The following is a 26,359-nucleotide window of genomic DNA, read 5'->3' as shown; positions in this document are numbered from 1 at the left end:
AAGGGCGAGAGACGGAGGGCGAAATGAGAGCGTAGGATTCGAGGAGTAGCGGGAAACGGATGACGGTGATGCAGGCGGTGTGGTTGGCAGTCGCAGGGCTCGGGGCGGGCGTGTTGGCAGGGCTCGTCGGGATTGGGGGTGGTGTGATTTTTACGCCGGTGTTGTTTGCCGTGTACGGGGTGCTGGATGTGCCGGAGGCGGTGCGCACTCCCTTGACGGTGGGGACGGGACTCTTCTGTACCGGCATTGCGGCGGGGGCGAGTGCGGGCCACCACCTGCGCAAAGGGGCTGTGTGGCCGCGTATGGCCCTAGGGGTGGGGATGGCAAGCGCAGGGGCCGTAGGCGTTGTTTCTCGCTTCGTTGTCACACAATCGTGGTATGACAACAGTCTCTTCCAGCTTCTCTTTGCGGCGGTGCTGCTTGTGGTGGTCGTGCGAATGGTACGAGGGGCGCAGGAAAGTGGAGAGAATGCAGAGGCAAATGCTCCGGAGCCGCGCTGGGGGCGGTGGGTAGGGACGGGGTCGGCCGCCGGGGCTGTCGCCGCAGCGGTGGGCGTGGGGGGCGGCGTCGTGCTCGTGCCTGCGTACAGCCGGTGGCTTCGGTTGCCACTCCACCGGGCCGTAGGGACGTCCAGCGCCACCATCCTGGTAATCTCGACGCTGAGCACGGCGGCGTACGTGTGGCTGGGAGTGGGGCTCGACGGCCGGCCGGCCCTTGCGCTTGGCTACGTTGATGTGGGCACCGGCCTTCTGCTGGCGGGGCCTGCCGTTGTGGGGGCGCAGGTCGGCGCAGCGCTTGCCCATCGATGGGCGACGCGCTGGTTGCGATGGGCGTTCGCGGCATTGGCTGTCGTTGTGGCGGGGCGGCTGGTGTGGGGGGCGTTCGGATAATCACTGCTGGTCGTTTGGAACGGCGGTCCCTGTAGAGGGAGCGGCTGTGCTCGGCCTTTTCCCGAAAGGGGGGCACGCGCTTGGCGGGCGATCCCATGATAGTCGACCCATTGTGTCCACTGAGGAGGATGACATGAGTGTCTACCAGAAACTCTTCGCCCACGGCCTCGCCCTGGGCGACGAGGCGCAGCATCGGATCTATGGTTCCCGTAAGCGACAGCTCTTTTCCCACATTGCGGGAACCGTCGTGGAGATCGGGCCAGGGACGGGCGTGAATCTGCCGTACCTGCCGGACGACATGCACTAGATTGGGCTGGAGCCGAATCCGCACATGCACTCTTTTCTCCAAGAGCAGCTGGCTGAACGGGACATGGAGGGGGAGCTTCGCACCAGCCCTGCACAGGACACCGGTCTGCCGACGGCAAGTGCCGACATCGTCATCAGCACACTGGTTCTGTGCTCCGTGCCCGACCTCGAGGAGACGCTTGCCGAACTCCGACGTATTCTAAAACCCGGCGGGCGCCTCCTCTTCATCGAGCACGTAGCCGCGCCCCGCAACACGGGAGCGGTCCTGGATGCTGCGGGGTTCGGGGCGGTGACGTACGAGCGTTTTGACACGGGCCTTCCGGTTGTTTCTCCACACATCATGGGGACGGCCACCGCGAGCGAGGAGGGACGATGAGCGGAACGGGAGGGGAGTTACGCGGATTCCTCGTCGGACGACATGATGCCGTTCTGCCACGCCCAGGCGATGGCTTCACGGCCCGACTCTGCGCCGATCTTGCGGTACAGTTGGGTGGCGTGCTTGCGGATGGTACTCTCCGCCAGATTCAATTCGTCGGCGATGCCTGCGTTGGAGTGGCCCTGGGCCATCAGGCGCAGAATTTCCGTCTCCCGGCGGGTCAGGTCGGAGGAGCGAGGCGACGAGGGATCGGGCTGGACGAACCAGCGCACCTCTCCCCGGGCGACAGCCCGCACGGCTTCGAGGATAAGCTCGGGCGCGTGCTCTTTCGTGAGGTAGCCGGACGCGCCGTTTTGGAGGAGGCCCTGCACGTACTCCTGCTCCTCGTAGGACGAGAGCGCCAGGAGCCGAACAGGGTGCGATTTGGCCTGGAGGCGCTGGGCGACCTCGACGCCCGTTAGTTCCGGCATCTCCATGTCCAGCAGGAGCACGTCCGGATGCTCGTCCTCTACCAGATCGAGGGCCTCCGCTCCATTGGTGGCTTCTCCCACGACCGTGATGTCGTCGGCCCCGTTGAGCAGGTCGCGAATGCCGGCGCGAACGACCGGGTGATCGTCAGCGATGACGACGCGCACAGTGGCCATTGGGTTGGAGAGGGTGATTCCAAAGACGGAAAACGAAAGGACATTAGGCCGAAACGGAGGCCGGGGTGTCGCCCGTCACCGGTCCGCGAAGGCAAATGTGGGTGCCCTCGCCGGGGGCCGCGCTGATGTCGAGGTCGGCCCCAATGGCCTCCGCTCGTTCCTGCATGCCAAGGAGGCCATAATGATCCTGATCGGCAAGTGTGTGCCAGTCATCAGGGGGCGTAAAGCCAACCCCATCGTCCTCCACATCAAGCTCTACGGTGTCGTCCACACACTGGAGCCGGACCCGAATGTGGTTGGCATTGCCGTGCTGCACCGCGTTGTTCATCGCCTCCTGAGCCACCCGAAAGAGGGAGAGGGCGACGGGCTCTGGAAGGGACGGGGCCTCGTCCGGGAGGTCGAGGTCCACCTGCAGGTCCGACGTGCGGTCGCGCAAGCGATCGGCGTGTGAGCGGAGGGCGGCGGGCAGGCCGAACTGCTGAAGGGCCGGCGGGTGCAGGTCGGCGCTCATGGCTCGAAGCTCACCCGTGACGCGCATCAATTCGTCGCCAATCGTTTCGAGCTGATCGCCGTTGGTCCGGGCCGCCGCATTGAGCTGCATGTGGAGCCCATGAAGGTCCTGTACGGGGCCGTCGTGGATTTCCTGGGCGAGACGTTCCCGCTCCTTTTCCCGGCCCTGGGCCAGATAGCGCCGCGACCGCGCGATCGCAGCTCGTCGGCGCCGCTCCTTCGACAGTTTCCACCAGAGCCAGGCTAGCAGGCTGCCCCCGACCAGCACGACGACGATCAGCGTGCCGAGCACGTAGAGATCGAAGCGCTGAGTGAACTGCAGCACGAGGTACTGATCCTCGTAGTGGAAAACGAGATTCTCACTGTACCAGTCGGGCGTCAGTATTTGCTTTTCTACCTGCCGATTGATTTGCGAGTACGTATTCGCTGGAAGTACAATGCCGGCGGTATCCGTGGAGGGACGCTCCTGACGGACGAGCACTGTGCTGTCGGCATCAATGCGATAGTAGTAGAGTCGTCTCGTTGGCTGATGGAGCACTCTCCCTTCTTCCAGCACTTGAACAGAGTCCTGGGCCTGTATCGGGGATGGACGGAACAGCCCGAACGCGAGAAAGAGGCAGGAGAGTCCGATAATCCACCGCTCGCGTTGTTGCTGAGGGAAAGGCACGGCAAGGGAATACAAGTCGGGAAAAAGGTGGGGGACGGTAACATAACGAGAAGAGTGAAGGGCGAAAACAGGCGGGGGGATCCTCGCACGAACAAATCTGCGTGTTGAGATCCACAATCCGATCTGTTTTTCCACGATCCGATCCGGAAAAACGGTCGGATGCTCTGATTGAACGAATATGGGGGCACTATACCTTTGAAATGAGACGTGGAGAGGCAAAGCCGCTCCCCTAGTCCCATTCTTCAGAGCTAAAAGGTTAGTGCCATGACGTTTTCCACTGCTTCGATTGTCTCACATGGTCGACGAGCGGTCCAGCACGCACTTGTGGTGTGTACGGTTGGAATTGCTTTTGGGCTGCTCACGGGGTGTGATGCCGTGAACGTGCATTCGTCCACTTCCTCCGACGCTCCGAGGCGGCAGTCCTCCGAGCTTCGAATCGAAGCCGAGGCCCTCAATGAAGCAAATCTCTTTTTCGAATCCGGGTCCATTTCGGAAGGGGAGACCTTTTCAATCGAGCTCATTGACGATCAGCGGGGCGAGCCTGTGGCCCGAATTACTCACGAAGGGGTTGAGAGGGGACGGAAGTTGGTGAAGACCGACTTTGAGCAGATGCAGCCTACGTCGGTGACCATGGAGTGTCGGAACCGCGGCGAGGTGCTGTACAGCCAGGAGACGGACCTGACGGGAAGCCCGGACGAGCCGACCTACAGTGGTGGGAGCGAAGGGGTAACGACCATGCAGGAGCCGGACTCATATCACTACGTGGACAACGGAGAGTCTGTGCTGGTTGCAGTCGACTATGAGGACGATACCAAGTCGAACACGATGGAGGAGCGAAGTGCAGCGTCCGTCCAGTTTACGTCGTCCTCCCAGGCGCTCCAGTGCACGCATATTTACTTCACGCTCGACGGGGTGTCGCCTTCCGTTTCGGCGGACGGGATTCTGTTCAGCGGCAAGACCGAGGGGCTTCGAATGAAGGAGAAGAAGCTTCGGTAGAGGTCGTTGAGCCGACAGAACTGTATTGTTGACCCCAAGAATCCACCCAAGATTTCCGCCATGTCTTTGACTGCTGCCATTGCCGACAACCACGACGTGACCCGATGGGGCATGCGTTCTGCCATTGAAGGAATGCAGGGACGCGTGGTGGCCTCCGTCCAAACTGGACTGGACGCCGTATCGGCGGTGGAGGAGCACGCCCCCGAGGTGCTCGTGCTTAGCCTTCGACTACCGCACCTGAATGGGCTCGACGTGTTGTACTATCTTCAGGAGAAGTCCCTTCCGGTAAAGACCGTAGTTCTCACCACGTCGGAGAAGGAGCGCCGTGTGAGAGAGGTGTTCGGGCGCGGGGCTCATGCTTACGTACGGAAGCGCGATTCACTGGAAGAGATCTGTGCCGCGATTACGACCGTGCGACGGGGGGAACGCTATCTAAGCAATGCTCTTCCGAAGTCCTACATGGCAGAGGCAGGGGCGCCGGAGGCGCTGGAGTCCGATCCGTATCGGGTTCTCACAATCCGGGAGCGGGAAGTGGTGCAGATGACGGCGGAGGGCTATACGAGCCGAGAGATCGGCGAGCAGCTCGGCATTAGTCCCCGGACAGTGGAAAAGCACCGAGAGAATATTAAGGGGAAGCTCGGAGTTCGAAGCATAGTAGAGATGGCCGACCAGACATATCAGCGCGGCTACGTGCCAGGGCCGCGTGTACTTCGTTCCCGGAATCGCGAATCGAGAATGGCATAGCGTCGGGGCGGATCCCCGGTTCCAGTTTGTCGGACGTTGTTCTTATAGAGGCGCACGGGGCAAACCCCCTGCTCGTTCGTCGGCCTTCCCTCCTCACCGACGGTACGAGCGGGGGGTTTGTGTATGAAGGGACGGAGTCTCTTCGCTCCTTTGTCGGAAGAGAGGCATCGGGACGGGACGGCCGGGCGTGGGGCCATACGGCTTCTATTCCTGTTGCGCCTCCACGTACTCGGAGGGAGGGCAGCCGACCATTTTCCGGAAGGATTGGGAGAAGGAGGACGGCGACCGATATCCCACTGCGTAGGCCACTTCAGCCACCGACGTTGTATCGGAAGCCAGGAGGGTTTTGGCCCGCTCGATGCGCAGTCGATAAATCACGTTCCCAGGCGTTTCTCCCACCGCCTTCTTCAACCGTCGGGTCAATTGCCGGCGGCTCAGGGCCATCTCTGACGCCAGGTCGCCCACCGTAAAGTCGGGATCTTGAAGCCGCCCCTCCGTTGCGTCGACGACCCGCTCTAGGAACGACTGCTCCTCGGCGGTCGCGTTCAGGCCTGCGAGGCTTACCTCCTCTCGATAGTGGGACTGGAGGTGACGACGGGCCGCCAGATGGTTCGCGATGCGCTGCCGCAACTCTTCCACATCGAACGGCTTGGCTACGTAGTCGTCCGCACCGCACTGCAGTCCTTCGCGGGTGGCCGTCTCGTCCGCCCGTGCCGTCAGGAGCAAGACCGGCGTCACGCGGAGCTGCTCATCCGCTTTAATGCGACGGCAAAGAGCATAGCCGTCGGTCTCCGGCATCATGACGTCACTGAGCACGAGGTCGGGCTCGTTCTTCTGCACCTGTTCCCATCCTTCTTCACCGTTCGTCGCCTCGAGTATCCTCCACGAATGCGACAGCTGCTCGTGCAGGTAGGCACGCATTTCGGCATTGTCCTCCACGACGAGAATCGTCGCTGCGTCGCTCGGCGGAGTCGCGTCGTCGCGGGAGGAGCTCTCGATCTTGGAGGCGTCCGGCGCGGAGGGGCGGTCGACGCCGTTCGCTCCGGCCTCGGTTGAGGGATCGTCCTCCGGTGTGGTTGTACGCTCGGACGAGGGGGACGGCGCCGCCACGAGGGGGAGCTCCACGACAAAGGTGGTCCCTTCCCCCGGCGTGCTGTTCACGTCAATCGTTCCGCCGTGGAGCTCCACCAGTTCTTGGGTCAAGGCCAGTCCAAGACCAATGCCGTCGTGGGTTTGCGTGCTGGAGGCATCGGCTTGCTCGAACCGGTCGAAGATCGTTTCTTGCACGTCGGGATCGATGCCGGGTCCCGTGTCGGACACCTCGAGGCGGACGGTGCCATGCACGGCGTCCTCCGCGGTCGGAGGGGACATCGATTGGGCATGTTCGGTCGTGTCGACCCGGAGGGTGACGGTGCCGCCTTCCGGTGTAAACTTGATGGCGTTGCTTACGAGATTGGTCACAATCGTCTCCATCTTCTCCGGATCGAAGTGCGTCTCGATCGGGGCGTCCGGCACGTCGACCTGGAGGTCGATGTCTTTTTGGTCGGCTTTTGAGCGGAAGGCTTCGGTGCGCCGACGGACGAGACGCGCCAGGCGGCCGGGTCGGCGGTTCAACTCCATGCGACCGGCTTCCAGGGTGGCAAGGTCGAGGAGCTGGTCGATGAGGCGTTGCAGGCGGCGGGCGTTTTCCGTCATGCGGCGGGCCTGTCGACGTCCGAACGAGACCGATCCATCGCTGCGACGGAGCTGCTCCTCCAGGGGGGTGAGGATGAGGGAAAGGGGCGTGCGAAACTCGTGGCTGACGTGAGCGAAGAAGCGATTCTTCGCGTCGTCCAACTCCGCGAGGCGCTCGGCCTGCCGTTCGGTCTTTTTCTTCTCCTCGACCAGTTCTTGGGTTCGATCTTCGACGGCGGTCTCCAACTCTTCTTGTCGCTTCCGAAGGCGAGCGGTGCGCCACCGGTAGATGCCGAGGCCGCTCCCGATGACCCCCAGCACGAGGAGAAGTTGAAACCACCACGTCTCGTAGAAATGGGGGGGGATGGTAAACGTGTAGGTTGCCACCGGGCCGGGCGGGTAATTTTCCAGCCGTGCACGCACCTCGAACCGATAGGTGCCTGGCTCCAGATTCGTATATCGGACGAAGCGTCGCGGAGTCGTTTTCCACGTTGTGTCCCGAGGCGAAAGCCGCACCTCGTAGTGGACGCGGTCGGGGTAGAGGAGGCTGGCGCCAGTGTAGGAAAATCCGACCGCGCGCTCCTCCTGTCCGAAAAGGGAGTCCGACGGTAAGGGACGGTTGTCGAGGTTGATTTCCAGTCCCGTAAGGACGGCGTGGGGCGTTGGGGGCGTCCGAAAGAGCGAACTGGTTGGGAGGAGCGTGAGGCCCGACAGATGGCCCACGTAGAGGGTGTCCTCCATCATGAGACTGCCGTTCACATCGTTCGACAGGAGGCCATCGGCCTCGGTGAGGTGACGTCGGAGGGAGCCGGTTTGGGCATCCAGCAGATAGAGGCCGTTCTTGGTATTGACCATGGCCAGACTGTCGCCCCCCAGGGTGACTTTTTCAACGATCGTTCCCTTCAGAAGCGTCTGCGTCGTTCCGCGGGACGGGTCCACGCGGAGCAGGCCGCCGCCGCGGAAGGGACACCAGATGCGGCCGGCCGAGTCGATTTGGAGGCGACGCCCCTGCGATTGGACGTGTTCAGGAACGAAGGCAATGGTGTCAAGCACTGCGCCGTCCGGACGTCGCAGGCGAAGGAGGTGGCCTTCGTCGAATAGAATGAGGTCTCCGTTCGGAGCGGGGCCCATCAGGTGGTGCTGGGAGGTGCCGACGGACCAGGGACGGAGGCGGGTGCGCTCCGTCGTGTCTCCGGCAGGCACGTGACGGTACAGGCCGTCGTTATGCCAAAAGTAGCCAGTACCGGAGGAGTCGACGTAGCCCCGGACAGCATCCTTTGCAAATCTCATCAGGTTCCATCCGTTGGAAGTATTCCATCGGTACCACCAGCGGCCCGGACCTGCGAGGGCGTGCAGTTGGCCGTCGTGGCTGCGAGGGAAAACCCACCGGGTCCGTCCGTCAGGGGCCACGCGCCTGCGCTCAGGGCGGAGCTGGAAAAGGCCGTCTCCCCACGTGCTGACCCACAGCGTTGAGTCTTGTGCCCGAAACGACGCTCCGGTTTGGAACGACACGCCGTCGACGGCTTCCACGTGCCGCGAGGCTGGATTCATAAAATGCAGGAGTCCGTTTTGGGTCCCCACCCAAAGGCCGCCTTCCCGGTCGTGAAGGAGTGAAGTTGTCGCGGCGTTGGGCGCCTCCTGCGCCGGGCCAATGGAAGGCCGTATCTGACGAGCTTGTGTGTCGTACCGAAGAACGGACGGGGCCTGGGTGAGGTGGGCCACAGTGCCGTCGTGGCTAATCTCAGCGAGGGGAGGAAGTCCATCAGAAAGAGGGGTCAGCGTATGCGCTTCGGGGTCGAACCGAAACAGCCGGCGGGCGCCGGTGACCAGCGCGGTTCCATCCGCGAGAAAGTGGAGATCGGAAAACCCTGTTTGAGGCTGAGGACGATCTGGGAGGGAGAGGGGAGGCTCGGAGAACTGAACCCGTCCATCCGGTCGCACGCGTCCCGGTCCTCGTCTTTTGTTTACCACCCACAGCCGTCCTTGGGAGTCTAGGTCGGCCCCTCGGACGAGCGTCACGTCCGACAGGGTGTCGTACCGGAAGCGGGTACGAGTTGGACGGCGGTGAGAGGACGGAAGGCTCCACACGGACCGATCCGTGACGAACAGGATTTCGTCGTCCCGCTTTAGAATCTCGCTATGCAAGTGAGGGCCGAGCAGGAGCACCCGGGTGATCCCGTGCGGGGCCACCCGGACAGCATCGTGACCAATTCCTGCCCACACCGATCCGTCCGGCATGGGCTGGAGGGAAATTACCTGCTTTTGGCGCACGGAGTCCGGCATAGGAATCGTGCGGAACTGGTGGCCGTCGTAGACTGCCAGTCCGTTCCGGGTACCGATCCAGAGGAGCCCATTGCTCGTTTGGGCAAGGGCCGTGATGTCTTTGCTGGGGAGCCCGTCGTGGGTAGCATAGCGGAGGTAGGGAGCCGTGTCCGCCCAGAGCGGCCGTGCCCCCGAGCCGAGGGCCACCGCCACGACGAGAACGAAAGCAGCATACCGCACGGACGTCATGGTCGATGCGGTGGGTAAGGACAGAGGAGAACCGGGGGGGCAAAATGTACAAAATGGAGGCCAAAAGTCCCATCTCCATCCGTTCGTGTAGGAGCAAGGATACCTGAAGCAGAGCGGTATTGCTGGGAATGGGAATTTTTGTAATGGGAATGAAGAGATCGCCCCGGGAGGATGCTTATGCCGCTTCGTTTGGGAAGAGGGATCGTCGGCCGTACGGCACCGCGAGCGTGAGAAGCCGCCCGCCCATGAGCGTTGCGATGCCCCACCACACGCCCGTGAGGCCCCATCCCATCGGGAGGACGAGGCCGAGCACCGCGGCGGCGACGAGGGCGGTGCCAATCATGGCCTTTGCGAGGTACGGGAACGCCTCGGCGCCCATGTAGATGCCGTCTCCCACGAAGACGAGGCCATTGAGCGGTTGCAGCAGCGCGACGAAGAGATACACGTCAAGCAGTGCCGCGACGGTGTCCGGGTCGTCGGTAAAGAAATGGGGGAGGACGGGACGGAGGAGAAAGAACGCGAGGCCGAGGACGACCCCGACCGCGAAGCCCCATTGAAAGAGGCGGTCCGACACGGCTCGTGCAGTCTCGGGGTCATTGGCCCCCAGGTGTTTTGACACGAGGGCCTGCGCGGCTACGGCAAGGGCGTCGACCACAAGCGCGAGAAAGAGCCAGAGTTGGTGGGCCACCTGGTGGGCCGCGACGGCCGTCACTCCCACCCGCGCAGCCACGGCTGTTGCGAGCGTCATGCTGCCCACGAGCGAGCCGGTGCGCAGCAGGAGATCGCGTCCCACCTTGAGGAAGGGGACCAGGGAGCGAAGGGAAGGCCACATCAGCTCAACGCCAAGCTCGTCCCGCCGGGTGCCAAGGAGCAGCCCCAGGAAGACGAGGGCGCCGAGCCATTGGGCTATGGCGGTGGCGGCCGCCGCGCCGGCCACTCCCCAGTCGAGAACGAAGATGAGAATGGGATCGAGGCTCGCATTGACGATATTGAACCCGATGGTGACGAGCATCGGCGTCCGGGTGTCCTGGTAGCCCCGGAAGGCGCCGTGGCTGGCCGTGATGAGGAGCACAGCGGGCCCTGCCAGTGCGCGAATGCGCAGGTAGTTGAGGGCCGGGGCCATCAGGTCGTTGCTCGCCCCCATTAGAACGAGAATGGGGCGGGCCAGAAGCTGAAGGGCGATCAGTGCGAGAATCCCACACAGTCCGGCGAGCACGAGCGCCCGCACGACCGCCCGCCCGGCCTCTGCTCGATTGTCGTTGCCCACCGCGCGCCCCACGCGCGGGGTGGTCCCGTACGCAAGGAAGTTGAAGACGACAAACGTCATCGAGAAAATGGACGTGTTGACGCCGAGCGCGCCCAGGGCAACACTTCCCAATTGCCCGACGAACGCCGTATCGATGAGGGACACGAGCGGGTCGGCGGCAAGCCCCGCGAGGGCAGGCACCGCAAGGGTCAGAATATCGTCGTCGTGGGGACTGGTGAGCGAGAGAGACACTGGCGCCGAACACCGATCAGAAGGAATTGCGGATCGCCTCTCTGCACGATCCGCATTTGGAATGGGTTCGCCGTCCCTCCGATCTTTTCGTAATAGCCAAGAAGAGAGTGAGCGGTTCGCCTGGGCGAAAGGAAATGGTCTTTTCTTTTGAGGAGTGTTTCTGGAGGGAAATGGGAAAGAAAAGTGCTCGTCTTGGGAGCGGTTACAGCAAAAAATGCCTCTGAGGGCCGTGTAACCGGATTATGAAAAGAAGCGTTTTCAGGGAAATGAAATCGCTTCCTTCAAACTGCGTAGACAGAGAATGCATGTTTTCGAGACAGAAATCTGCCACTTTTCCGCCAACCGGTCGTAGGGGCGGGTGAACATGCTGGCGATCTCGGCTCGGCCGCAGCGACCGGCCAGGTCGGAACGGTGGGCTGGGACAGCCCGGGCGCCAGCCCCTGCGTTCGCATTCCGTATTCCCGTAGACGAATCCAACCGCACTCATGACTCGACTCCGACACGCACTCCCGACGCTCCTTTTGCTCCTCGCACTGCTTCCGATGAGCACGATGGCGATCCCGGCAGATACGACCGACACGCCACAAACGGAGACGGCTGCCAAGATGACGATCATGAACAATCTCAACAGTGGCGTCGTCGCCAAGCAGGCGGACGCTATCAGCCTCATCAGTCACTACGCCCACGTCGGACGGTTCGATGCCGACTTCTATAGCCTGATGGTCACGCCCCTCCACGCGCTTGTAAGTAAAGGGGAGACCGAGTCGCTTCGCATCATGGCGATTTCGGCACTGTATTCCATCGGTACCGACACGGCCATGCGTGGACTCAAGGCGCAGATGGACAGTTTCGAGTCCGAGCGGCTGACGACAGTGGCCGAGAATGCGATCGCGCAGTATGAGGCGGATCGCACGGCGACCTCCCAGGTACGCTCCAGTGAGTAGTGCCCTAGAAAGAGAAACGCGGTTCCTCATTTGCGTCGAACGTGTCCCCCGTTGGTTTTGGCCGGCGGGGGGCATTATTATGTGGGTGCAAAAAAACCGCAAAGGACGGCACGCCGTCCGGATGATAATGGTTCGATAACAACAGCCACCGTCATTCCGGTGTAAAATCGCCCGATACACCGTTTTTGGGATCACTTATCCCCAACGCCGTGAACGCACCAGACTTTGGCATGGAGGGCCCGACGGTTCTCGTCGTCGATGACGAAGAGGATCTGTTGAGCCTACTGGAGTATAACCTGGAGCAGGAAGGATACGACACTCTTCTTGCTCGGGATGGGGTGGAGGCCATTGAGCAGACACGAGAACATGAGCCGGATCTCATCATCCTCGACATCATGATGCCGAAAATGGACGGCATCGAGGTGTGCGAGCGTCTGCGAAAGGACGCCCATTTGCGCACCATCCCGATCATGATGCTCACTGCCCGTACCGAAGAGGAGGATCAGGTCGAAGGGCTCGATGTAGGGGCGGATATCTATCTCGGCAAGCCGGTGTCCGTGTCCGTCATCATAAGCCAGGCCAACGCCCTTCTCCGAAGTGCTCGGCGCTACGCCGACCCACCCGACCAAATCAAGGTGCACAACCTGCGCGTGGATCGGGACCGCTACTTGGTCTATCAGAAAAACGGGGAAGGGGACGAGGAAGAGCTCCGGATGCCCCGAAAAGAATTCGAGCTTCTGTACTTTCTAGCGTCCCATCCCGGCAAGGTCTTCTCCCGTCAGGAAATTCTGGATGAGGTTTGGGGACGGGACGTGTACGTTGTGGATCGGACCGTAGACGTGCACGTGCGGAAGATTCGGCAAAAGATTGGAAGCGAATACATTGAAACGGTGAAAGGAGTGGGCTACCGAATGAAAGAATAGCCCCACGGTGTGTGTCCCGGCTCGTCCCTCAATCCTGAGAGTGTCGGAATCTTTGGCATTCTCTATTTGACATGAACGCCCTGTTTCCGCAACTTCAACCATTCCATCCCCGACTTTCCACTCGAACGTCACCCATGATGACCTCGTCTCATTCCGCTGAATCATTGTTCTCTTCGCTCTGGGCGTCTACTGGAGGCCTGGGCGTGATTGCGTGTGCATTGGTTCTTGCGCTTGCTGGATGCGGCGGCGGGTCGGCCAAGTCGGTGAGCGTCGACGGCTCCAGCACCGTGTTTCCGCTCACGGAAGCCGTGGCGGAGGAGTTCATGAAGGAGACTCCGGGGGCCCGTGTCAATGTGGGAGTGAGCGGCACCGGTGGGGGATTTGCGAAGTTTCTGCGGGGAGAAACGGCCATCAACGATGCGTCCCGCCCCATCTCGCCCGAGGAGATCGAGAAAGCCGAAAGCAATGGCGTCGAGTATATTGAGATCCCGGTGGCCTACGACGGGTTGGCCGTGGTCGCGCATCCCGAGAACGATTGGGTGGAGTGCCTCACCGCCGAGGAGCTCGAAGAGCTGTGGCGTCCCAACAGCTCAATCGACCGCTGGAATCAGCTCCGCAGCGAGTTTCCGGATCGGCCGATTGATCTCTATGGTCCGGGCACGGCCAGCGGCACCTACGACTACTTCACCGAGGCGATTGTGGGAGAGAGCGGGGCCAGCCGATCGGATTTCACGGCCAGTGAAGACGACAACGTGCTCGTTCAGGGCATTAAGGGAACGGAGACCTCGCTCGGGTACTTTGGGTTGGCCTACTACGAAAACAACGCGGACGACTTGAAGGTGCTCGGCATCGACCCCGACCAGCGTGACAGCGGCGCGTCCTGCGTGACCCCGAGTGCCGAAACGGTTCAGAACGGAACGTACCGCCCCCTGTCCCGCCCCCTCTTCATCTACGTAAACCCGGCGAAGATCACGCCGACCGTCGAGTCGTTCGTCCAGTTCTACCTGGAAAACGCACGCACGCTGGCCTCCGACGTGGGCTACGTGGGCATGCCGGAAGAGGCCTATGACCTTGCGCTCCAGCGCTTTCAGAACCGCACGACGGGCACGATCTTTGGCGCCGAGGGAATGGATGTGACGGGCACGAAAGTAACGGACATGCTCCGTTCCCGGAGGGACACGACGGCCGCCGACACGACTGATGAATAAATTCTCTCCTCACTGGCTTCTCGCCGATTTGCGCCGCGCGCTATGAGTACGGAGTCCTCCACGGCCACAAACGCCCCTGAAACGACGACCACTGCGGCGTCGCGCCCGGCCGACGATCTCCGGCAGCAGATCTATAACAGTCCCAAGGAGCGGGCCATCAAGTACGTGCTTGGGGCCTGTGCTTTGGTGAGCGTGCTTACGACGCTCGGCATTGCGGCCGTGCTCGTCATCGAGTCGATTCCCTTCTTCCAGTCGGTGGCCCTCGGCGAGTTTTTCGGGGACACGCGGTGGACGCCGCAGTTTGCCAACAAGCACTTCGGCATCTGGGCCCTGCTGAGCGGCACGGTGCTGGTGACGGTCATCTCGGCGGTCGTGGCCCTGCCGGTGGGGTTGGCCAGCGCCATTTATATCTCGGAGTACGCCACGGACTGGGTGCGTCAGATTCTGAAGCCGGGGCTGGAGCTGCTGGCCGGGGTGCCGACGGTCGTGTACGGCTACTTTGCCCTCACCTTCGTAACTCCTCTGCTGCAAACCGTCATCCCGGGGTTGGGGGTCTATAACGCCCTTAGCGGTGGCATCGTGGTGGGCATCATGATCATCCCGATGGTCGCATCGCTGAGCGAGGATGCTCTTCAGGCTGTCCCCGACAGTCTCGGGGAAGCCGCCTACGCGCTCGGCGCCACGAAATTTGAAACCGTTCTCAGCGTCAACGTGCCGGCGGCGTTCAGTGGCATCATGGCGAGCTTCATTCTGGCTGTGAGTCGAGCCATTGGGGAGACAATGATTGTGACGCTGGCGGCGGGAGCCACGCCGAAGATGACGCTTGACCCCACGCAGTCGATTCAGACAATGACGGCCTTCATCGTGCAGGTGAGCAAAGGCGACACGCCACAGGGCACCATTGTGTATCAGAGCATCTTCGCCGTGGGGTTGGTGCTCTTCCTCATCACCCTTGCGATGAACATCTTGGCCAATCGTATCACGCGTCGCTACCAGGAAAAATACTAAGGTCGGTAAAGGTTAGAATGTTGAAGGTTGGATGTTAGCAGTGATGGACGCTTGTCGAACCTTCAAGCTTGAGCCTTCCACCCTTTACCCTTCACACAAATGGAGCCTTCTTCGAACGGCACATTTAACCTTCGCCGCACGCGCCGAAAGCGTCTCGGCATGATCCTGGCCGGGATTCTGTTTCTGGCCACGATTTTTGGCATTGTGGTGCTCGTGACCCTTCTGGTGGACGTGGCAGTCACGGCTGCGCCGTGGCTCGACGGGCAATTTATCAGCAGCTTTCCGTCGCGTCATCCGGAGGAGGCCGGGATCAAGTCGGCACTCGTCGGGTCGCTATGGCTCATGGGCCTCACGGCCCTCATTTCCGTCCCGCTGGGTGTGGCGTCGGCACTCTTCCTGGAAGAGTATGCAGCGGACGGCTGGTTTCTCCGGCTCATTCAGGTGAACATTGCGAATCTTGCCGGGGTGCCCTCAGTCGTGTACGGCATCCTGGGACTTGCTCTCTTCGTTCGGTTTGCCGCGTGGGGCAACAGTCTTCTCGCCGGTGCCCTTACGCTGAGTCTCCTCATTCTTCCGATCATCATCATTAGCACGCAGGAGGCGTTACGGAGCATCCCGAGTGGCATTCGCGAAAGCGCCTTCGCACTCGGCGCCACCCGCTGGCAGGTGATTTACAGTCATGTATTGCCCATGGCTGCGCCTGGCATCTTTACAGGGGTCATTCTGGCTCTCAGCCGCGCCATTGGCGAAACAGCCCCCCTCATTCTGGTCGGCGCTCTCACGTTTATTCCGTTCCTGCCACGGGGGGCGATGGATCAGTTTACGGCCTTGCCGATTCAGATCTTTAACTGGACGGCCCGGCCGCAAGATGAATTCCGGGGACTTGCGGCTGCTGCGATCGTCGTTCTCATGATTCTGCTGTTTACTATGAATCTCACGGCCATCCTGCTGCGCAACTACTTCGAAGAGCGCCGCGCCGGTGCCTAAACCAACGGCTGCCCACTGCTTTCGCACGACCGATTCTGCCTGCCATGCCGACCGACGAGCCCGCCGACCAAGCTTCTGCCTCGACGACTCCTGTGGATGATCCGTCCACCGACGAGTCCCCGGCGTCCAACAACGGGCAGGCCGCGGACAAGGAGGCGCAGACGGCCGCTTCTAATCCCTCAACGTCTGCCGTGCAGCCTAAGATCAATATTGACGATCTCCACTTCTGGTACGAGGACACGCACGCCCTACAGGGCATCTCGATGGAAATTCAGCCCGAGCAGGTGACGGCCCTCATCGGCCCGTCGGGGTGTGGCAAGTCGACCCTGCTTCGGTGCCTCAACCGCATGAATGAGCTTATCCAGGGCACCACCCTGGAGGGCAATGTTCACGTGGACGGGCAAGACATTTACGCAAAGGACACCGATCCGGTGATGGTGCGCCGCCGGGTGGGCATGGTGTTTCAAAAGCCCAACCCCTTCCCCAAGACCATCTACAAGAATGTGGCCTGGGGGGCCGAGATCAACGGCTACACCGGCGACATCGACGCCCTCGTGGAACGCTCCCTGCGCCAGGCGGCCCTCTGGGACGAGGTGAAAGACCGCCTTCACACCAGCGCGTACGATCTGAGCGGCGGCCAGCAGCAGCGCCTTTGCATTGCCCGCACCCTTGCGGTGGAGCCGGACGTACTCCTCATGGACGAACCGGCCAGTGCGCTCGACCCCATTGCCACCTCGAAGGTGGAGGAAACGATCACGGAGCTAAAAGAAGAGTACACGATCGTGATCGTCACCCACAACATGCAGCAGGCCTCTCGCATCAGTGACGAGACGGCGTTTCTTTACATGGGGCGCCTCATCGAAATGAATCCGACCGATCAGCTCTTTACCCGTCCCGAGAAGGATCGGACCGAAGCGTACGTGACGGGACGGTTTGGGTAGGGGGTCTCCAACAGTTGTTTTCAATGCCGAGAGGGCGGGCCCGAACAGAGATCTCGCTTTCCGTATTGGGTATTTTGGGCCTGGACCGGGCATCTACGCAATACGTAATACGACATCCACGACCTCGAAACTGCACAGTACAGCAGTAACGGTCTGTCCTGCTCGCTCACGTCGCCCTTCTCATCCCCCTCCCGGCCATGTCGAATCGTTCTTCTCTCGACCAGGAGCTCGCACTGCTTCGCGGCCTGATCGCCGAAATGGCGAATCACGTCGACTCCCAATTTGCCGACGCCATGAATGCCCTCCTGCAGGGCGATACGGAGCTTGCTGAGCAGGTGGTGGAAGGCGACGACGCCATCGACGCCCTCGAATTGCGTATCGACGAGCAGTGTGAGCACATCCTGGCTCTGCATTCGCCTGTGGCCGTGGATCTGCGCATGCTCATCATGGCCGTGAAGATCGATACGGATCTGGAGCGCATTGGGGACCATTGTAGTAACCTTTCCCGCAACGCGCGGCACCTGGCCGATGCGCCTGGCCTGCTGGCCCAAACACGGCTGCCCAAGATGGCCGACATGGCCCGCACGATGCTCCGGGAGGCAGAAGATGCGTTTCTGGAAAACGATCGTCTGAAGGCGCGCAAGGTCATTGCCCGCGATCTTCAGGTGAACCGTCTCCACGACGAGACTTTCTCTATGCTCGTAAAGATGATGGAAGAGGGGCACGAGCAGGCAGAGGCCCTCTCGCATCTCCTGACGGTGAGTAAGGCCCTGGAGCGCATCTCCGACCACGCGAAGAACGTGGCTCAGGGCATCGTCTTCATGATCGAGGGGCGCGACATTCGCCACCGAGGAGTGGACGAGGAAGAAGAGGCAGCGCCAAACAACGGGCAGCCCGACGCGTCGTCGGACGTGTCGTCCCGGGAGGCGTAGTGCGCGGGGCGTTTCCGTTTTTCGTATGATGTCCGCGTTCAGCGACGTGCTTCGCGCAGGTCGGACTCGACTTCTCGGCGAACCGCTTCTAGAGCTTTTCGGCCCGCGTCCTCGTCTCCCTGAAGGTATCTCTGGAAGAGGCGGTCGGTGGAAAAGTCGTAGTACGATACGGCTCCGCCGCTTTCTCCATTCTGACGGCGATTTTTATCCTGTGTCTCGTTGGGAGTATCCGGCATGGCGAGTGGGCGGCTTGGTCAGTTGTCCGTGATGTGGAATAGCATCGACAGAATGTTGGCGAGAACGATCAGGAAGGGCCGGTGAATCGCTTTCTCAAACTGATTGGGTGCACTGCTTGTAATTACGAGCACGCCGCGAGGATCCGAATCGTCACCGGAGGTGAGAGAAAAGATGGGAGCGGCCGCAATGGACACGTAGTGTTCATCGTCCGTTTCGGACTGGTCGTCTGCCATTTCTTCCGATTCGGTCACGTCGTGAGAAAGAACGGCCTCCCGCCGAATAAAACAAAATCCGACGTGTCCGAATCCCGGCTTCCACTCTCGATCTTGCCGGGGAATGTCTCGATGAACGTCTCGGTACAGCACGTGCAGAACGTCGCGCTCTGAATTGTACTGGTACACGGCAAAGTTGTATCGTTCGCCGGAGAAGCCGAAAATTTCTTTGCGGAGTCCGACGACTGAATACAGTGCTTCTCGAACGAGCTCTTCTAGATTTCCCTCGTTTTGCGCTTCGTCTGCCGACGTGAGGGCGTCGATCACCACCTACGAGGCGTTTCTCAAGGCCTGAATTCCATACACTGCGGCCCTGGATCGTTCTTTTTCGTTTTCGTACCGCGTCTCCAGTTCTTCGTACCTGCGCTGAAGGTCTCTATGCTCGAAGAATGCGGTCTCGCTCTTTCCGGTGGAGACGCGCACCAGGACGCTCAGAATCTGAATGAGGCTCGTCGTGATGATGACCGGCCAGAAGGCGTCGCTGAGGTCGTTCTTGTAGAGGATGGTGAGTGAAAGCAGGGCCGGGAAGCCGAGCCGGAGATACGTGGCCGCAATGAGCGACACCCATTGCCGCTCCTGCGCCCGCTGCCGAAAGTACTCTTCGATCTCTGAAATCGCTTCTGTCATTCTCCTCCTCCTGCAGTAAAGGTAAAGAAGGGGAGCACTCTCGTGAAATGGGTAGCCAGGATGGAGGGGAAGCGCAAAGCCTCCCTCGGATCGACACTGCTTTCAAAGACATTCCGGTGGCCATCGCCAATCGGGTTTTGTATTACTCCCACACTCGCATCAGCCCCTCCTGCGCCACCGACGCGACGAGTGTGCCGTCCGCGGAAAAGATCTGCCCCCGCACGAAGCCGCGGGCGCCCGAGGCGCTGGGGCTGTCCATCGCATAGAGCAGCCACTCGTCTGCCCGCACGGGCCGGTGGAACCAGAGCGCGTGGTCGAGAGAGGCGACCTGCAGGTCCGGCTGCACGAGCGAGAGGCCGTGCGGCCGCAGCGCCGTGCTTAGCAGGCCGTAGTCCGATGCGTACGCCAGCAAGCTCTGGTGCGTGAGCCGGTCGTCGGAAAGCGTGCCCCGCGCCCGAAACCAGACGTGGTTGGTGGGCGGGGTCGGGTCCGGGTCGAACGGATCGACGGGCGCCACGGGCCGAAATTCGATGGGCCGCTCCCGCGTGTAGAAGGAGCGCACGGCTTCCGGGATTTGGTCCTCGACGGCACGAATCAGTTCAAGCTCACGGGGCAGGTCGTCCGGTCCCGGCACGTCCGGCATCTCGGCCTGATGCTCCGCCCCCTCCTCTGGCACCTGAAACGACGCCGCCATGTTGAAGATGGCCCGTCCGTGCTGGATGGCCACAATGCGGCGCGTGGTAAAGCTCTTGCCGTCGCGCAGGCGATCGACCTCGTACACGATGGGCGCGTCCACGTCCCCCGGGAGAATAAAGTAGCCGTGCATCGAGTGGGGCACGCGTGTGTCCTTAACGGTGCGCTGGGCAGCCACGAGCGACTGTGCGAGGGCCTGTCCGCCGAAGACGTTTCCCGAGCCGATGTCGACGCTGCGGCCCCGGAAAATGTTATGCTCAATGTATTCGAGGTCAAGAAGGTCGTACAGGTCGTCGAGCTGGAATGCCATGGGCTGGGGGGAGGGATGGGGAGGATCGAGATGCTGATTCCGCCCGCGTTAGGTTTGTGCTCTCGTATTTCGTAGTGCGTATCATTGCCATTCCCGGTCGATTACGCACCACGAAATACGCAATACGAAATACGCAATACGAAACACGCACTACGGAATACGCAATACGGAGGACAGATACGTGAGTGGGGCGTCTCTCATTTCCGGCGAATAACAGTGCAGCCAGAGATTACCGATACCGAAGGAGGCGCAGGCCGTTGAGGGAGACGACGACGGTGGAGCCCTCGTGTCCCACCACCGCCAAGGGGAGCGAAATGCCGGTCACGAGAATGGACGCCACCATCACGGCAATGGCCCCAAACGCAATCGAGAGGTTGACTTGCAGCGTGCGGCGGGTGGCACGGCTTAGACCGAAGGCGTAGGGCAGCATGGAGAGGTCGTCGGCCATAAGGACGAGGTCGGCCGTCTCCAAGGCCACGTCGGTGCCGGCTCCCCCCATGGCGACGCCGACGGTGGCGGTGGCGAGGGCTGGGGCGTCGTTCACGCCGTCGCCCACCATGGCCACGTGCTCGTATCGCGATACGAGGCGACGCACGGTCTCGACCTTCTCCTCCGGCATCAGCTCGGCCTGCACCTCGTCGATGCCCACCTGCTCGGCGATCCGCTGAGCCACCTCTTTGTTGTCGCCGGTGAGCATGACCACGTGCTCAACGCCGAGGTCGCGCAGTGCCGCAATGGTCTCCGCCGCATTCTCCCGTACAGTGTCGGCAAAGGCGATCCACCCGATCACGTGAATGGAGTCGTTCGTCTCGGCGGTCACGAGGACGCTGGTTTTGCCCTCAGACTGCCACGCATTGACAGCGTCGAGTCCCTCGTCAAGGTGGGCGATCGGTCTACTGCCGAGCGTGTCGAAATAAGACGGATTCCCGATGTGGAGTGTCGTCCCGTCCACCGAGGCGTGCACTCCTTTCCCCACGCGGGCCTGGAAGCCGGCCGCGCTCGGGACCTCTAGACCTCGATCCGCAGCCGCGTCGACGGTGGCCTGGGCGAGGTGGTGCTCCGAGCGGGCTTGTACCGCCGCCGCGAGGGCGAGTAGGCGCTCCTCCGTGACGGTCGTGCCGTTGAACGTGGCCTCGGGGTGGACGGCAATGTCCGTGAGGTCGGTGTCCCCCTTCGTGAGGGTGCCCGTCTTGTCGAAGGCCACCGCGCGAATGTTGGCCGCTGCCTCGACGTGGGCGCCACCCTTGAAGAGCACGCCTCGCCGGGCCCCCGCGGCGATGGCCGACAGCACGGCGGCGGGGGTCGAGATGACGACGGCACAGGGGGAGGCCGCTACCATGAGGGTCATGGCGCGATAGAACGTTGGATCGAACGTCGCGCCGAACACGAGCGGAAGGCCGAGGGCAGCGGCGGTCATGCTCAGCACGCCGATCACGTACGGCTGCTCCAGCCGGTCGATGAGGCGCTGCGTCTGTGCCTTCTGGCCCTGCGCATCTTCCACCATGCGGATGAGGCGGGCGAGGGCGGACTCCTGCGCAGGTCGTGTCACCCGCACGTCGAGACTGCCCTCCTCATTCATCGTCCCGCTGAAAATCTCGTCGCCCTCGGTTTTGGGGACCGGTACCGATTCGCCCGTAAGGGCCGACTGGTCGATCGTGCTCTCGCCCGAGGCCACCACCCCGTCGAGTGGGATGCGGTCGCCCGGACGCACGACGAACACGTCCCCGGGCGTCACCTCGTCGATTGGGACCACCTCGGTGTCGTCGCCGCGTCGCACCCGTGCCGTTTCGGGACGGAGCGTCATGAGGGCCTCGATGGCCCGGCGCGACCGCCCGATGGCGTAGTGTTGCAACACGTTTGAGAGCGAAAAGAGGAAGAGCAGCATCGCGCCCTCAAACGGCGCCCCGATGGCCAGTGCGCCCATCGCCGCCAGGATCATGAGCAGGTCGATGTCAACAGCCCCCTCCCGTAGCGTCTCCAGGCCCGCCTTGAGGCCGTACCATCCGCCGAACACGTACGAAACGCCGTAGCTCGTCCACGCCACGGCGGACGGGGCGTCCAGCCATCCGGCGAGCAATCCGCCAACCATGCCTGCGAGGGAGAGGCCGACGAAGATGGATTCGCGCCGGAGTTGCGTTGGCTCGACCGGCTGTTCCTCTGGAGGTTCGTCAGACGGCGTCGGTTCGTTCTGCGCCCGTGGCTCGGCGGAGCGAGGCGCGGTGTGTTCTCCCAGGTTCTGAACGATGCGCGTGAGGTCGTCGGGGGACGTGATGGCGTCGTCGTACGTCACGCGCAGGAGACCGCTCCGAAACGAGGCCTGGGCGTCCCGGATGCCGGGGACCTCGCGCAGCCGCTTTTCGAGGGCGAGGGCGCAGGTGTCGCAGCTGCGTCCGCCCCGACGCCCGAGGGGCAGCGTACAGGACGAGTGCGGCTCGTCCACAGCCGACGCCATGCGGCGCATCAGCTGCTCAGCCTCGCGGGGAGACAGACGCGACGGATCGTAGTCGAGGGCGAGGCGGCCCCGGTCGGTGTCGAGCTCGACCCGGACGACGCCCTCAACGTCGCCGGCCGTTTGGTCGACGGCCTCGGCGCACGTGGGATCGGGAGGGGAGGAGGTGGGCATAGAGAGAAGAAGGCTAAGAGGATCGCCTCCTTACACGTACCGCCCCGGATCGAAGTTGCTGGTCGTACCCGTGCACGAACGGTCTCGTCTTTCCTGTGCTCGGAATGTCGGCACGGGTCGAGGGGCATTGAAAGCGTCGTTGAAGTCCAACGGCCCTTCTGATGCAGGCTCCAGCGGGACGGAAGCACAGGGCTTTGCGGGACAGAGCCGTTCGGTTTGGCTTCTGGATCTTCGTCAAACAAAAAAGCCCCACGGCTGAAGTGGCCGCGGGGCGAGGGCTGCCCAGGATGGATTCGAACCATCAGCCTCCCGGTCCAGAGCCGGACGCTCTGCCGATTGAGCTACTGGGCAAGACGAGTCTGTGAGCCGGACGATCAAGTCCGACATCGGATCAACAGAAATGACTCGGCTAGCCGCCCGGTTCCGTCGAGCCGGAGCGCGCAGACGGTTTGACGGACGCTTCACCCTCCGCTTCCGAGGACGAGGGCGGGGGCGGGGCGTCCAGCCAGTTCGTTACGGCGGCGTCGCTGTCGGAGAGGGCATCCACTGCGGACGGGTCTACACCCCGCCACGTCGCAATTTGGTCGATGATTTGCGCGCGCACGTACCGCTGCAGGGCACGAGCCTGATCGGGCGTGTAGGAACTCGTATCGATTGGGTCGAGGACCTTCACCCGAATCGTTTCCACGTCGGGGTTGAACCAGAGCGAATGTTTGGGGAGGGCCTCGTGTGTGCCGTCGACGGCGAGGGGCAGTACCGACACGCCCTCTTTAATCGCGAGACGGAACGCACCGTCCGAAAATTTCCGCACACGCCCGTCCCGCGACCGGGTGCCTTCCGGAAAGAACATCACGCTGCATCGATTGGACAGGTACGATGACGCCGTTTCGAGCACCCGAGCGCGGCTTCGCTTGTCGCGACGGTCTACCGAGATGTCGCCACTCAGCCGGAGGAGCCATCCGGCCACCGGCAGGCTGAAGAGCGCCTTCTTGGCGACCCACTTCATTTCCCACGGCACGCGGGCGATAATGGGAGGATCGGCCTGCGAGAAGTGGTTGCCCACCACCACGTACGGCGCGCGTGGATTGTCCGGAAATGGACCCTCCAGTTCAATGTCCCAGAAGGGATTGACGTACGTCATGGCACGTCCCAGCCAGCGCAGGGCAAGTCCCGTGTTGTACAGGGCCGGATCGCGGTCCAGGAGGCGGGCCACCAACATGACGGGAATCCACGCAACCAGGAGGACCCCGATGGCAAACCAGACCCAGAGGGAAAGCAGGACGGTACGCATGGCAGAGGGAGACCAGCCGGAAAAAGCGGGAAGACTCCGACGCCCACCCGTTCCGAATTGATTCGATTATTCGTCGTGGCGATACATCTCTTCCACGTAATCAATCACCATTCGCTTCGCGCTGAAGGGTGCCGTAAGGCCCGTCATTGCGTCCCGCATCTTAGAGATCCACTCCGTCGGCAGCCCGTCGTCGTTGCGATCGTAGAAGGTGGGAATGACCTCCTCTTCGAGCTGCGTGTAGAGCGATTCGGCATCCTGTTCGTCCTGCACTTCGGGGTTGGCCTCTCCGTAGTTGCCGGTCGGTTCCGGACCAATGGCCCAGCCGTTGTGCCCATTGTATCCTTCCGGCCACCAGCCGTCGAGGACGCTGAGGTTGAGCCCTCCGTGGGCCGCCACTTTCTGTCCGCTCGTGCCGGAGGCCTCCAACGGCCGGCGCGGATTGTTGAGCCACACGTCGCAGCCGGAGACAAGCATCCGCCCGATTTCCATGTCGTAGCCTTCCAGGAAGATGACCTTGCCCGCAAAGCCGCGCATCTGGCTAATCTCATAGATGCGCTGGATGAACTGCTTCCCGGCGTCGTCTTGCGGGTGTGCCTTGCCAGCATAGAGAAGCTGGATGGGCCGGTCGGGGTCCGTAAAGAGGGCCCGGGCCCGTTCGCGGTCGCGGAAGATGAGCGGGGCACGCTTGTAGGTCGCAAACCGGCGCGCGAAGCCGATGGTGAGGGCCTCCGGATCGAGGTCGGGCTGCATCGGCAGACTCTGCCCCTGCACGTGGGCATGCACGAAGTCGATCAATCGCTGGCGGAGGGAGGAACGGTAGTTCCAAAGGGTCTCGTCGCTCACGTTCGCAAGGCCGTCCCACACGTCCGGGTCTTGACGCTCGGTGAAGTCGCCGTCGAGATGTTTGTCCAGGAAGTCGCGGGCCGGGCCGGCGGTCCAGGTGGGCAGGTGCACGCCATTCGTGATCGAGTCGATCGGGATTTCCCCCAGTTCACAATCCGGATAGAGATCCTCCCACTGCTGCCGGGCGACGTGGCCGTTGAGCTTCGACACCCCATTGGCCGCCCGCGAAAGCTTAAGGCCTAGCACCGTCATCGTGAACTTCTCGTCCTCGTCGTCCGGGTCGACGCGCCCGTAGCTCAGAAGGTCGTCGTTGGTCAATTCGATCTGATCCTGAAAGCCGGACAGGGCCTCCGTGAAAAGGTCGGGGTCGAAGTGGTCGTGCCCGGCCATGACCGGTGTGTGGGTGGTGAAGACGCTCTTATCGCGAACCCAGTCTTCCGCCGTCGTCAGGTCGTCGCCCTCGTCGAGCCGCTCGCGCAGCAACTCCAGCATCAGAAAGGCGCAGTGTCCCTCGTTGGCATGATACACGTCCGGAGTCACGCCGAGCTTGCGCAGCAGGCGGAGTCCGCCGATGCCGAGAATGATCTCCTGCTGAATGCGCTCCTGGTCGCCTCCCTGATACAGCCGTCGTGTGAGGGAGCGGTATTGCTCCGGATTGCCGTCGAAGTCGGTATCGAGCAGGTACAGATCCGTGTGCCCGAGGTCCAGCTTCCAGGCCCGAACGTGCACGGGCTGCGCTCCAATGTGTACCGTTGCGGTGAGCGGATCGCTTCCCTCTCGCTCGGTCACCAGCGAGAGCGGGTGCTTGGCCGGGTCGAGCACGGGGTAGGTAGATTGCTGCCACCCGTTGGCGTTAAACGACTGCTCGAAGTAGCCCTCGCGGAGAAAGAGGCCAATGGCCGTAAACGGCAGTCCAAGGTCGGAGGCCGCCTTTGCATGGTCGCCCGCAAGCACGCCGAGGCCGCCGGAATAGAGTGACAAGCTCTCGTGGAGGCCGTACTCCATGCAGAAATAGGCCGTATTCGGAGCCTCCTCAAGCTCCGGCTCTCGGTCCATGTACGACATATAATTGTCGTAGACCGCATCGACTTCGGACTGAAAGTCCGGATCGTCAAGCACCTCGTCCTTGGCGAGGGCAAGGGCCGCCTGTGGGTTGTTGCCCGACGTGCGATACACCTCTGGGTTCAGGCGGCGGAACAGCGATCGAGCCTCGGGGCTCCAGCTCCACCACAGATTGATTGCAATTGACTGGAGCTTATCACGCGTATTCATTCGGGAAGAGGTGTTGGTTTGGGGAAAACGACGCAGGTGGGAAGACGCGGGGAGCGCGGTCGTCGCAAGTACGAGAACGTGCTCCGGGAGTCCCCGCAGACACATGGTCGGGGGGACCTCCCGCCGACGCCTATGCACCCGACCGGGGGGCAAGACGATGCGATTCCTCCCGGTCAGGGATGGACCCTTGCGGAACCTGTTCGGCGGATTGTCTACGGCCTGCTATTGTCGTGGATATCGTGCGGAAAGGCATCCACTGTGTCTCAGCATTGTTATCCATCCACTAAACAGGTTCGCAATCCACCATTCCTTTTACAAGGGTCGAGGTCGGGGGCGGATTTGCCAAGCGATTCGCGTGAAAAATCAGTTATGGGGAGGGCTGGACGGTCAGGTTTAACCCCACCCACATAAAGGGGGGACACAGGAAGCGCT

23 protein-coding genes and 1 tRNA gene are annotated in these 26,359 nt (G+C 62.1%); 12 read left to right on the top strand and 12 right to left on the bottom strand.

The window, feature by feature from the left end:
• Positions 1-59: 59 nt before the first annotated feature.
• From BSZ35_RS09730 to BSZ35_RS09725, 3 genes are all read left to right on the top strand, one after another.
• The gene (locus BSZ35_RS09730) at positions 60-890 is read left to right on the top strand and encodes a sulfite exporter TauE/SafE family protein (protein WP_258096178.1); all 831 of its coding nucleotides are present in this window, start codon (positions 60-62) and stop codon (positions 888-890) included.
• A gap of 133 nt (positions 891-1,023) precedes the next feature.
• Positions 1,024-1,197 (top strand): hypothetical protein, encoded by a 174-nt coding sequence (locus BSZ35_RS19875; protein WP_258096177.1) that lies wholly within the window; start codon positions 1,024-1,026, stop codon positions 1,195-1,197.
• Entirely contained in the window at positions 1,198-1,572 is a 375-nt protein-coding gene (locus BSZ35_RS09725; RefSeq protein ID WP_347709586.1) for a class I SAM-dependent methyltransferase, read from the top strand. It abuts the gene before it with no gap.
• A gap of 17 nt (positions 1,573-1,589) precedes the next feature.
• On the opposite strand, the gene BSZ35_RS09720 is transcribed toward BSZ35_RS09725, so the two are convergent.
• Together BSZ35_RS09720 and BSZ35_RS09715 are read right to left on the bottom strand one after the other, a co-directional pair.
• Entirely contained in the window at positions 1,590-2,216 is a 627-nt protein-coding gene (locus BSZ35_RS09720) for a response regulator transcription factor (RefSeq protein WP_105012252.1), read from the bottom strand.
• 43 nt (positions 2,217-2,259) lie between these two features.
• The gene (locus tag BSZ35_RS09715) at positions 2,260-3,393 is read right to left on the bottom strand and encodes a sensor histidine kinase (protein ID WP_146110048.1); all 1,134 of its coding nucleotides are present in this window, start codon (positions 3,391-3,393) and stop codon (positions 2,260-2,262) included.
• Positions 3,394-3,657: 264 nt separating this feature from the next.
• Between BSZ35_RS09715 and BSZ35_RS09710 the strand changes: the two genes are divergently transcribed.
• Entirely contained in the window at positions 3,658-4,389 is a 732-nt protein-coding gene (locus tag BSZ35_RS09710; RefSeq protein WP_105012250.1) for a hypothetical protein, read from the top strand.
• 60 nt (positions 4,390-4,449) lie between these two features.
• Entirely contained in the window at positions 4,450-5,133 is a 684-nt protein-coding gene (locus BSZ35_RS09705) for a response regulator transcription factor (protein ID WP_105012249.1), read from the top strand.
• A 204-nt stretch (positions 5,134-5,337) separates the two neighbouring features.
• Here BSZ35_RS09705 and BSZ35_RS09700 read toward each other — a convergent pair whose 3' ends face one another.
• Positions 5,338-9,309: a hybrid sensor histidine kinase/response regulator transcription factor gene (locus BSZ35_RS09700; RefSeq protein ID WP_219846621.1), complete on the bottom strand. Its 3,972-nt coding sequence runs from the start codon at positions 9,307-9,309 to the stop codon at positions 5,338-5,340.
• A gap of 184 nt (positions 9,310-9,493) precedes the next feature.
• Positions 9,494-10,816, bottom strand: coding sequence for an MATE family efflux transporter (locus BSZ35_RS09695; protein ID WP_105012247.1), 1,323 nt, complete (start codon positions 10,814-10,816; stop codon positions 9,494-9,496).
• A 485-nt stretch (positions 10,817-11,301) separates the two neighbouring features.
• Here BSZ35_RS09695 and BSZ35_RS09690 point away from each other — a divergent pair, with 485 nt between their 5' ends.
• From BSZ35_RS09690 to phoU, 7 genes are all read left to right on the top strand, one after another.
• Positions 11,302-11,760, top strand: coding sequence for a hypothetical protein (locus BSZ35_RS09690; protein ID WP_105012246.1), 459 nt, complete (start codon positions 11,302-11,304; stop codon positions 11,758-11,760).
• A gap of 230 nt (positions 11,761-11,990) precedes the next feature.
• Complete coding sequence (locus tag BSZ35_RS09685; protein ID WP_105012245.1) at positions 11,991-12,683, top strand: response regulator transcription factor; 693 nt, start codon at positions 11,991-11,993, stop codon at positions 12,681-12,683.
• 134 nt (positions 12,684-12,817) lie between these two features.
• Positions 12,818-13,891 carry a PstS family phosphate ABC transporter substrate-binding protein gene (locus BSZ35_RS09680; RefSeq protein WP_105012244.1) on the top strand — a complete coding sequence of 358 codons (1,074 nt, stop codon included), beginning with the start codon at positions 12,818-12,820 and terminating at the stop codon, positions 13,889-13,891.
• A 42-nt stretch (positions 13,892-13,933) separates the two neighbouring features.
• Positions 13,934-14,899, top strand: coding sequence for a phosphate ABC transporter permease subunit PstC (pstC, locus tag BSZ35_RS09675; protein WP_105012243.1), 966 nt, complete (start codon positions 13,934-13,936; stop codon positions 14,897-14,899).
• A 99-nt stretch (positions 14,900-14,998) separates the two neighbouring features.
• The gene (pstA, locus tag BSZ35_RS09670; RefSeq protein ID WP_105012242.1) at positions 14,999-15,886 is read left to right on the top strand and encodes a phosphate ABC transporter permease PstA; all 888 of its coding nucleotides are present in this window, start codon (positions 14,999-15,001) and stop codon (positions 15,884-15,886) included.
• 44 nt (positions 15,887-15,930) lie between these two features.
• Positions 15,931-16,827, top strand: coding sequence for a phosphate ABC transporter ATP-binding protein PstB (gene pstB / locus BSZ35_RS09665; protein ID WP_105012241.1), 897 nt, complete (start codon positions 15,931-15,933; stop codon positions 16,825-16,827).
• A gap of 197 nt (positions 16,828-17,024) precedes the next feature.
• Positions 17,025-17,759: a phosphate signaling complex protein PhoU gene (phoU, locus tag BSZ35_RS09660; protein ID WP_105012240.1), complete on the top strand. Its 735-nt coding sequence runs from the start codon at positions 17,025-17,027 to the stop codon at positions 17,757-17,759.
• 38 nt (positions 17,760-17,797) lie between these two features.
• On the opposite strand, the gene BSZ35_RS09655 is transcribed toward phoU, so the two are convergent.
• The 8 genes from BSZ35_RS09655 to glgP form a co-directional block, all read right to left on the bottom strand.
• Complete coding sequence (locus BSZ35_RS09655; RefSeq protein WP_105012239.1) at positions 17,798-17,995, bottom strand: hypothetical protein; 198 nt, start codon at positions 17,993-17,995, stop codon at positions 17,798-17,800.
• An 18-nt stretch (positions 17,996-18,013) separates the two neighbouring features.
• Complete coding sequence (locus BSZ35_RS09650) at positions 18,014-18,535, bottom strand: hypothetical protein (RefSeq protein ID WP_146110047.1); 522 nt, start codon at positions 18,533-18,535, stop codon at positions 18,014-18,016.
• Between the two features lie 3 nt (positions 18,536-18,538).
• On the bottom strand, positions 18,539-18,895 hold the full coding sequence (locus BSZ35_RS09645) for a hypothetical protein (RefSeq protein WP_105012237.1): 357 nt from the start codon (positions 18,893-18,895) through the stop codon (positions 18,539-18,541).
• 142 nt (positions 18,896-19,037) lie between these two features.
• Positions 19,038-19,898 (bottom strand): acyl-CoA thioesterase II, encoded by an 861-nt coding sequence (tesB, locus tag BSZ35_RS09640; RefSeq protein WP_105012236.1) that lies wholly within the window; start codon positions 19,896-19,898, stop codon positions 19,038-19,040.
• Positions 19,899-20,127: 229 nt separating this feature from the next.
• Positions 20,128-22,350 carry a heavy metal translocating P-type ATPase gene (locus tag BSZ35_RS09635; RefSeq protein ID WP_272483060.1) on the bottom strand — a complete coding sequence of 741 codons (2,223 nt, stop codon included), beginning with the start codon at positions 22,348-22,350 and terminating at the stop codon, positions 20,128-20,130.
• Between the two features lie 449 nt (positions 22,351-22,799).
• Positions 22,800-22,872 (bottom strand) — tRNA-Gln (locus BSZ35_RS09630).
• A 58-nt stretch (positions 22,873-22,930) separates the two neighbouring features.
• Entirely contained in the window at positions 22,931-23,812 is an 882-nt protein-coding gene (locus BSZ35_RS09625; protein ID WP_105012234.1) for a lysophospholipid acyltransferase family protein, read from the bottom strand.
• 66 nt (positions 23,813-23,878) lie between these two features.
• Complete coding sequence (gene glgP, locus BSZ35_RS09620; protein ID WP_105012233.1) at positions 23,879-25,927, bottom strand: alpha-glucan family phosphorylase; 2,049 nt, start codon at positions 25,925-25,927, stop codon at positions 23,879-23,881.
• Positions 25,928-26,359 lie beyond the last annotated feature (432 nt).

Source organism: Salinibacter sp. 10B, assembly GCF_002954405.1.
Lineage (GTDB): Bacteria > Bacteroidota > Rhodothermia > Rhodothermales > Salinibacteraceae > Salinibacter.
This window is presented reverse-complemented; position numbering and strand designations above follow the sequence as displayed.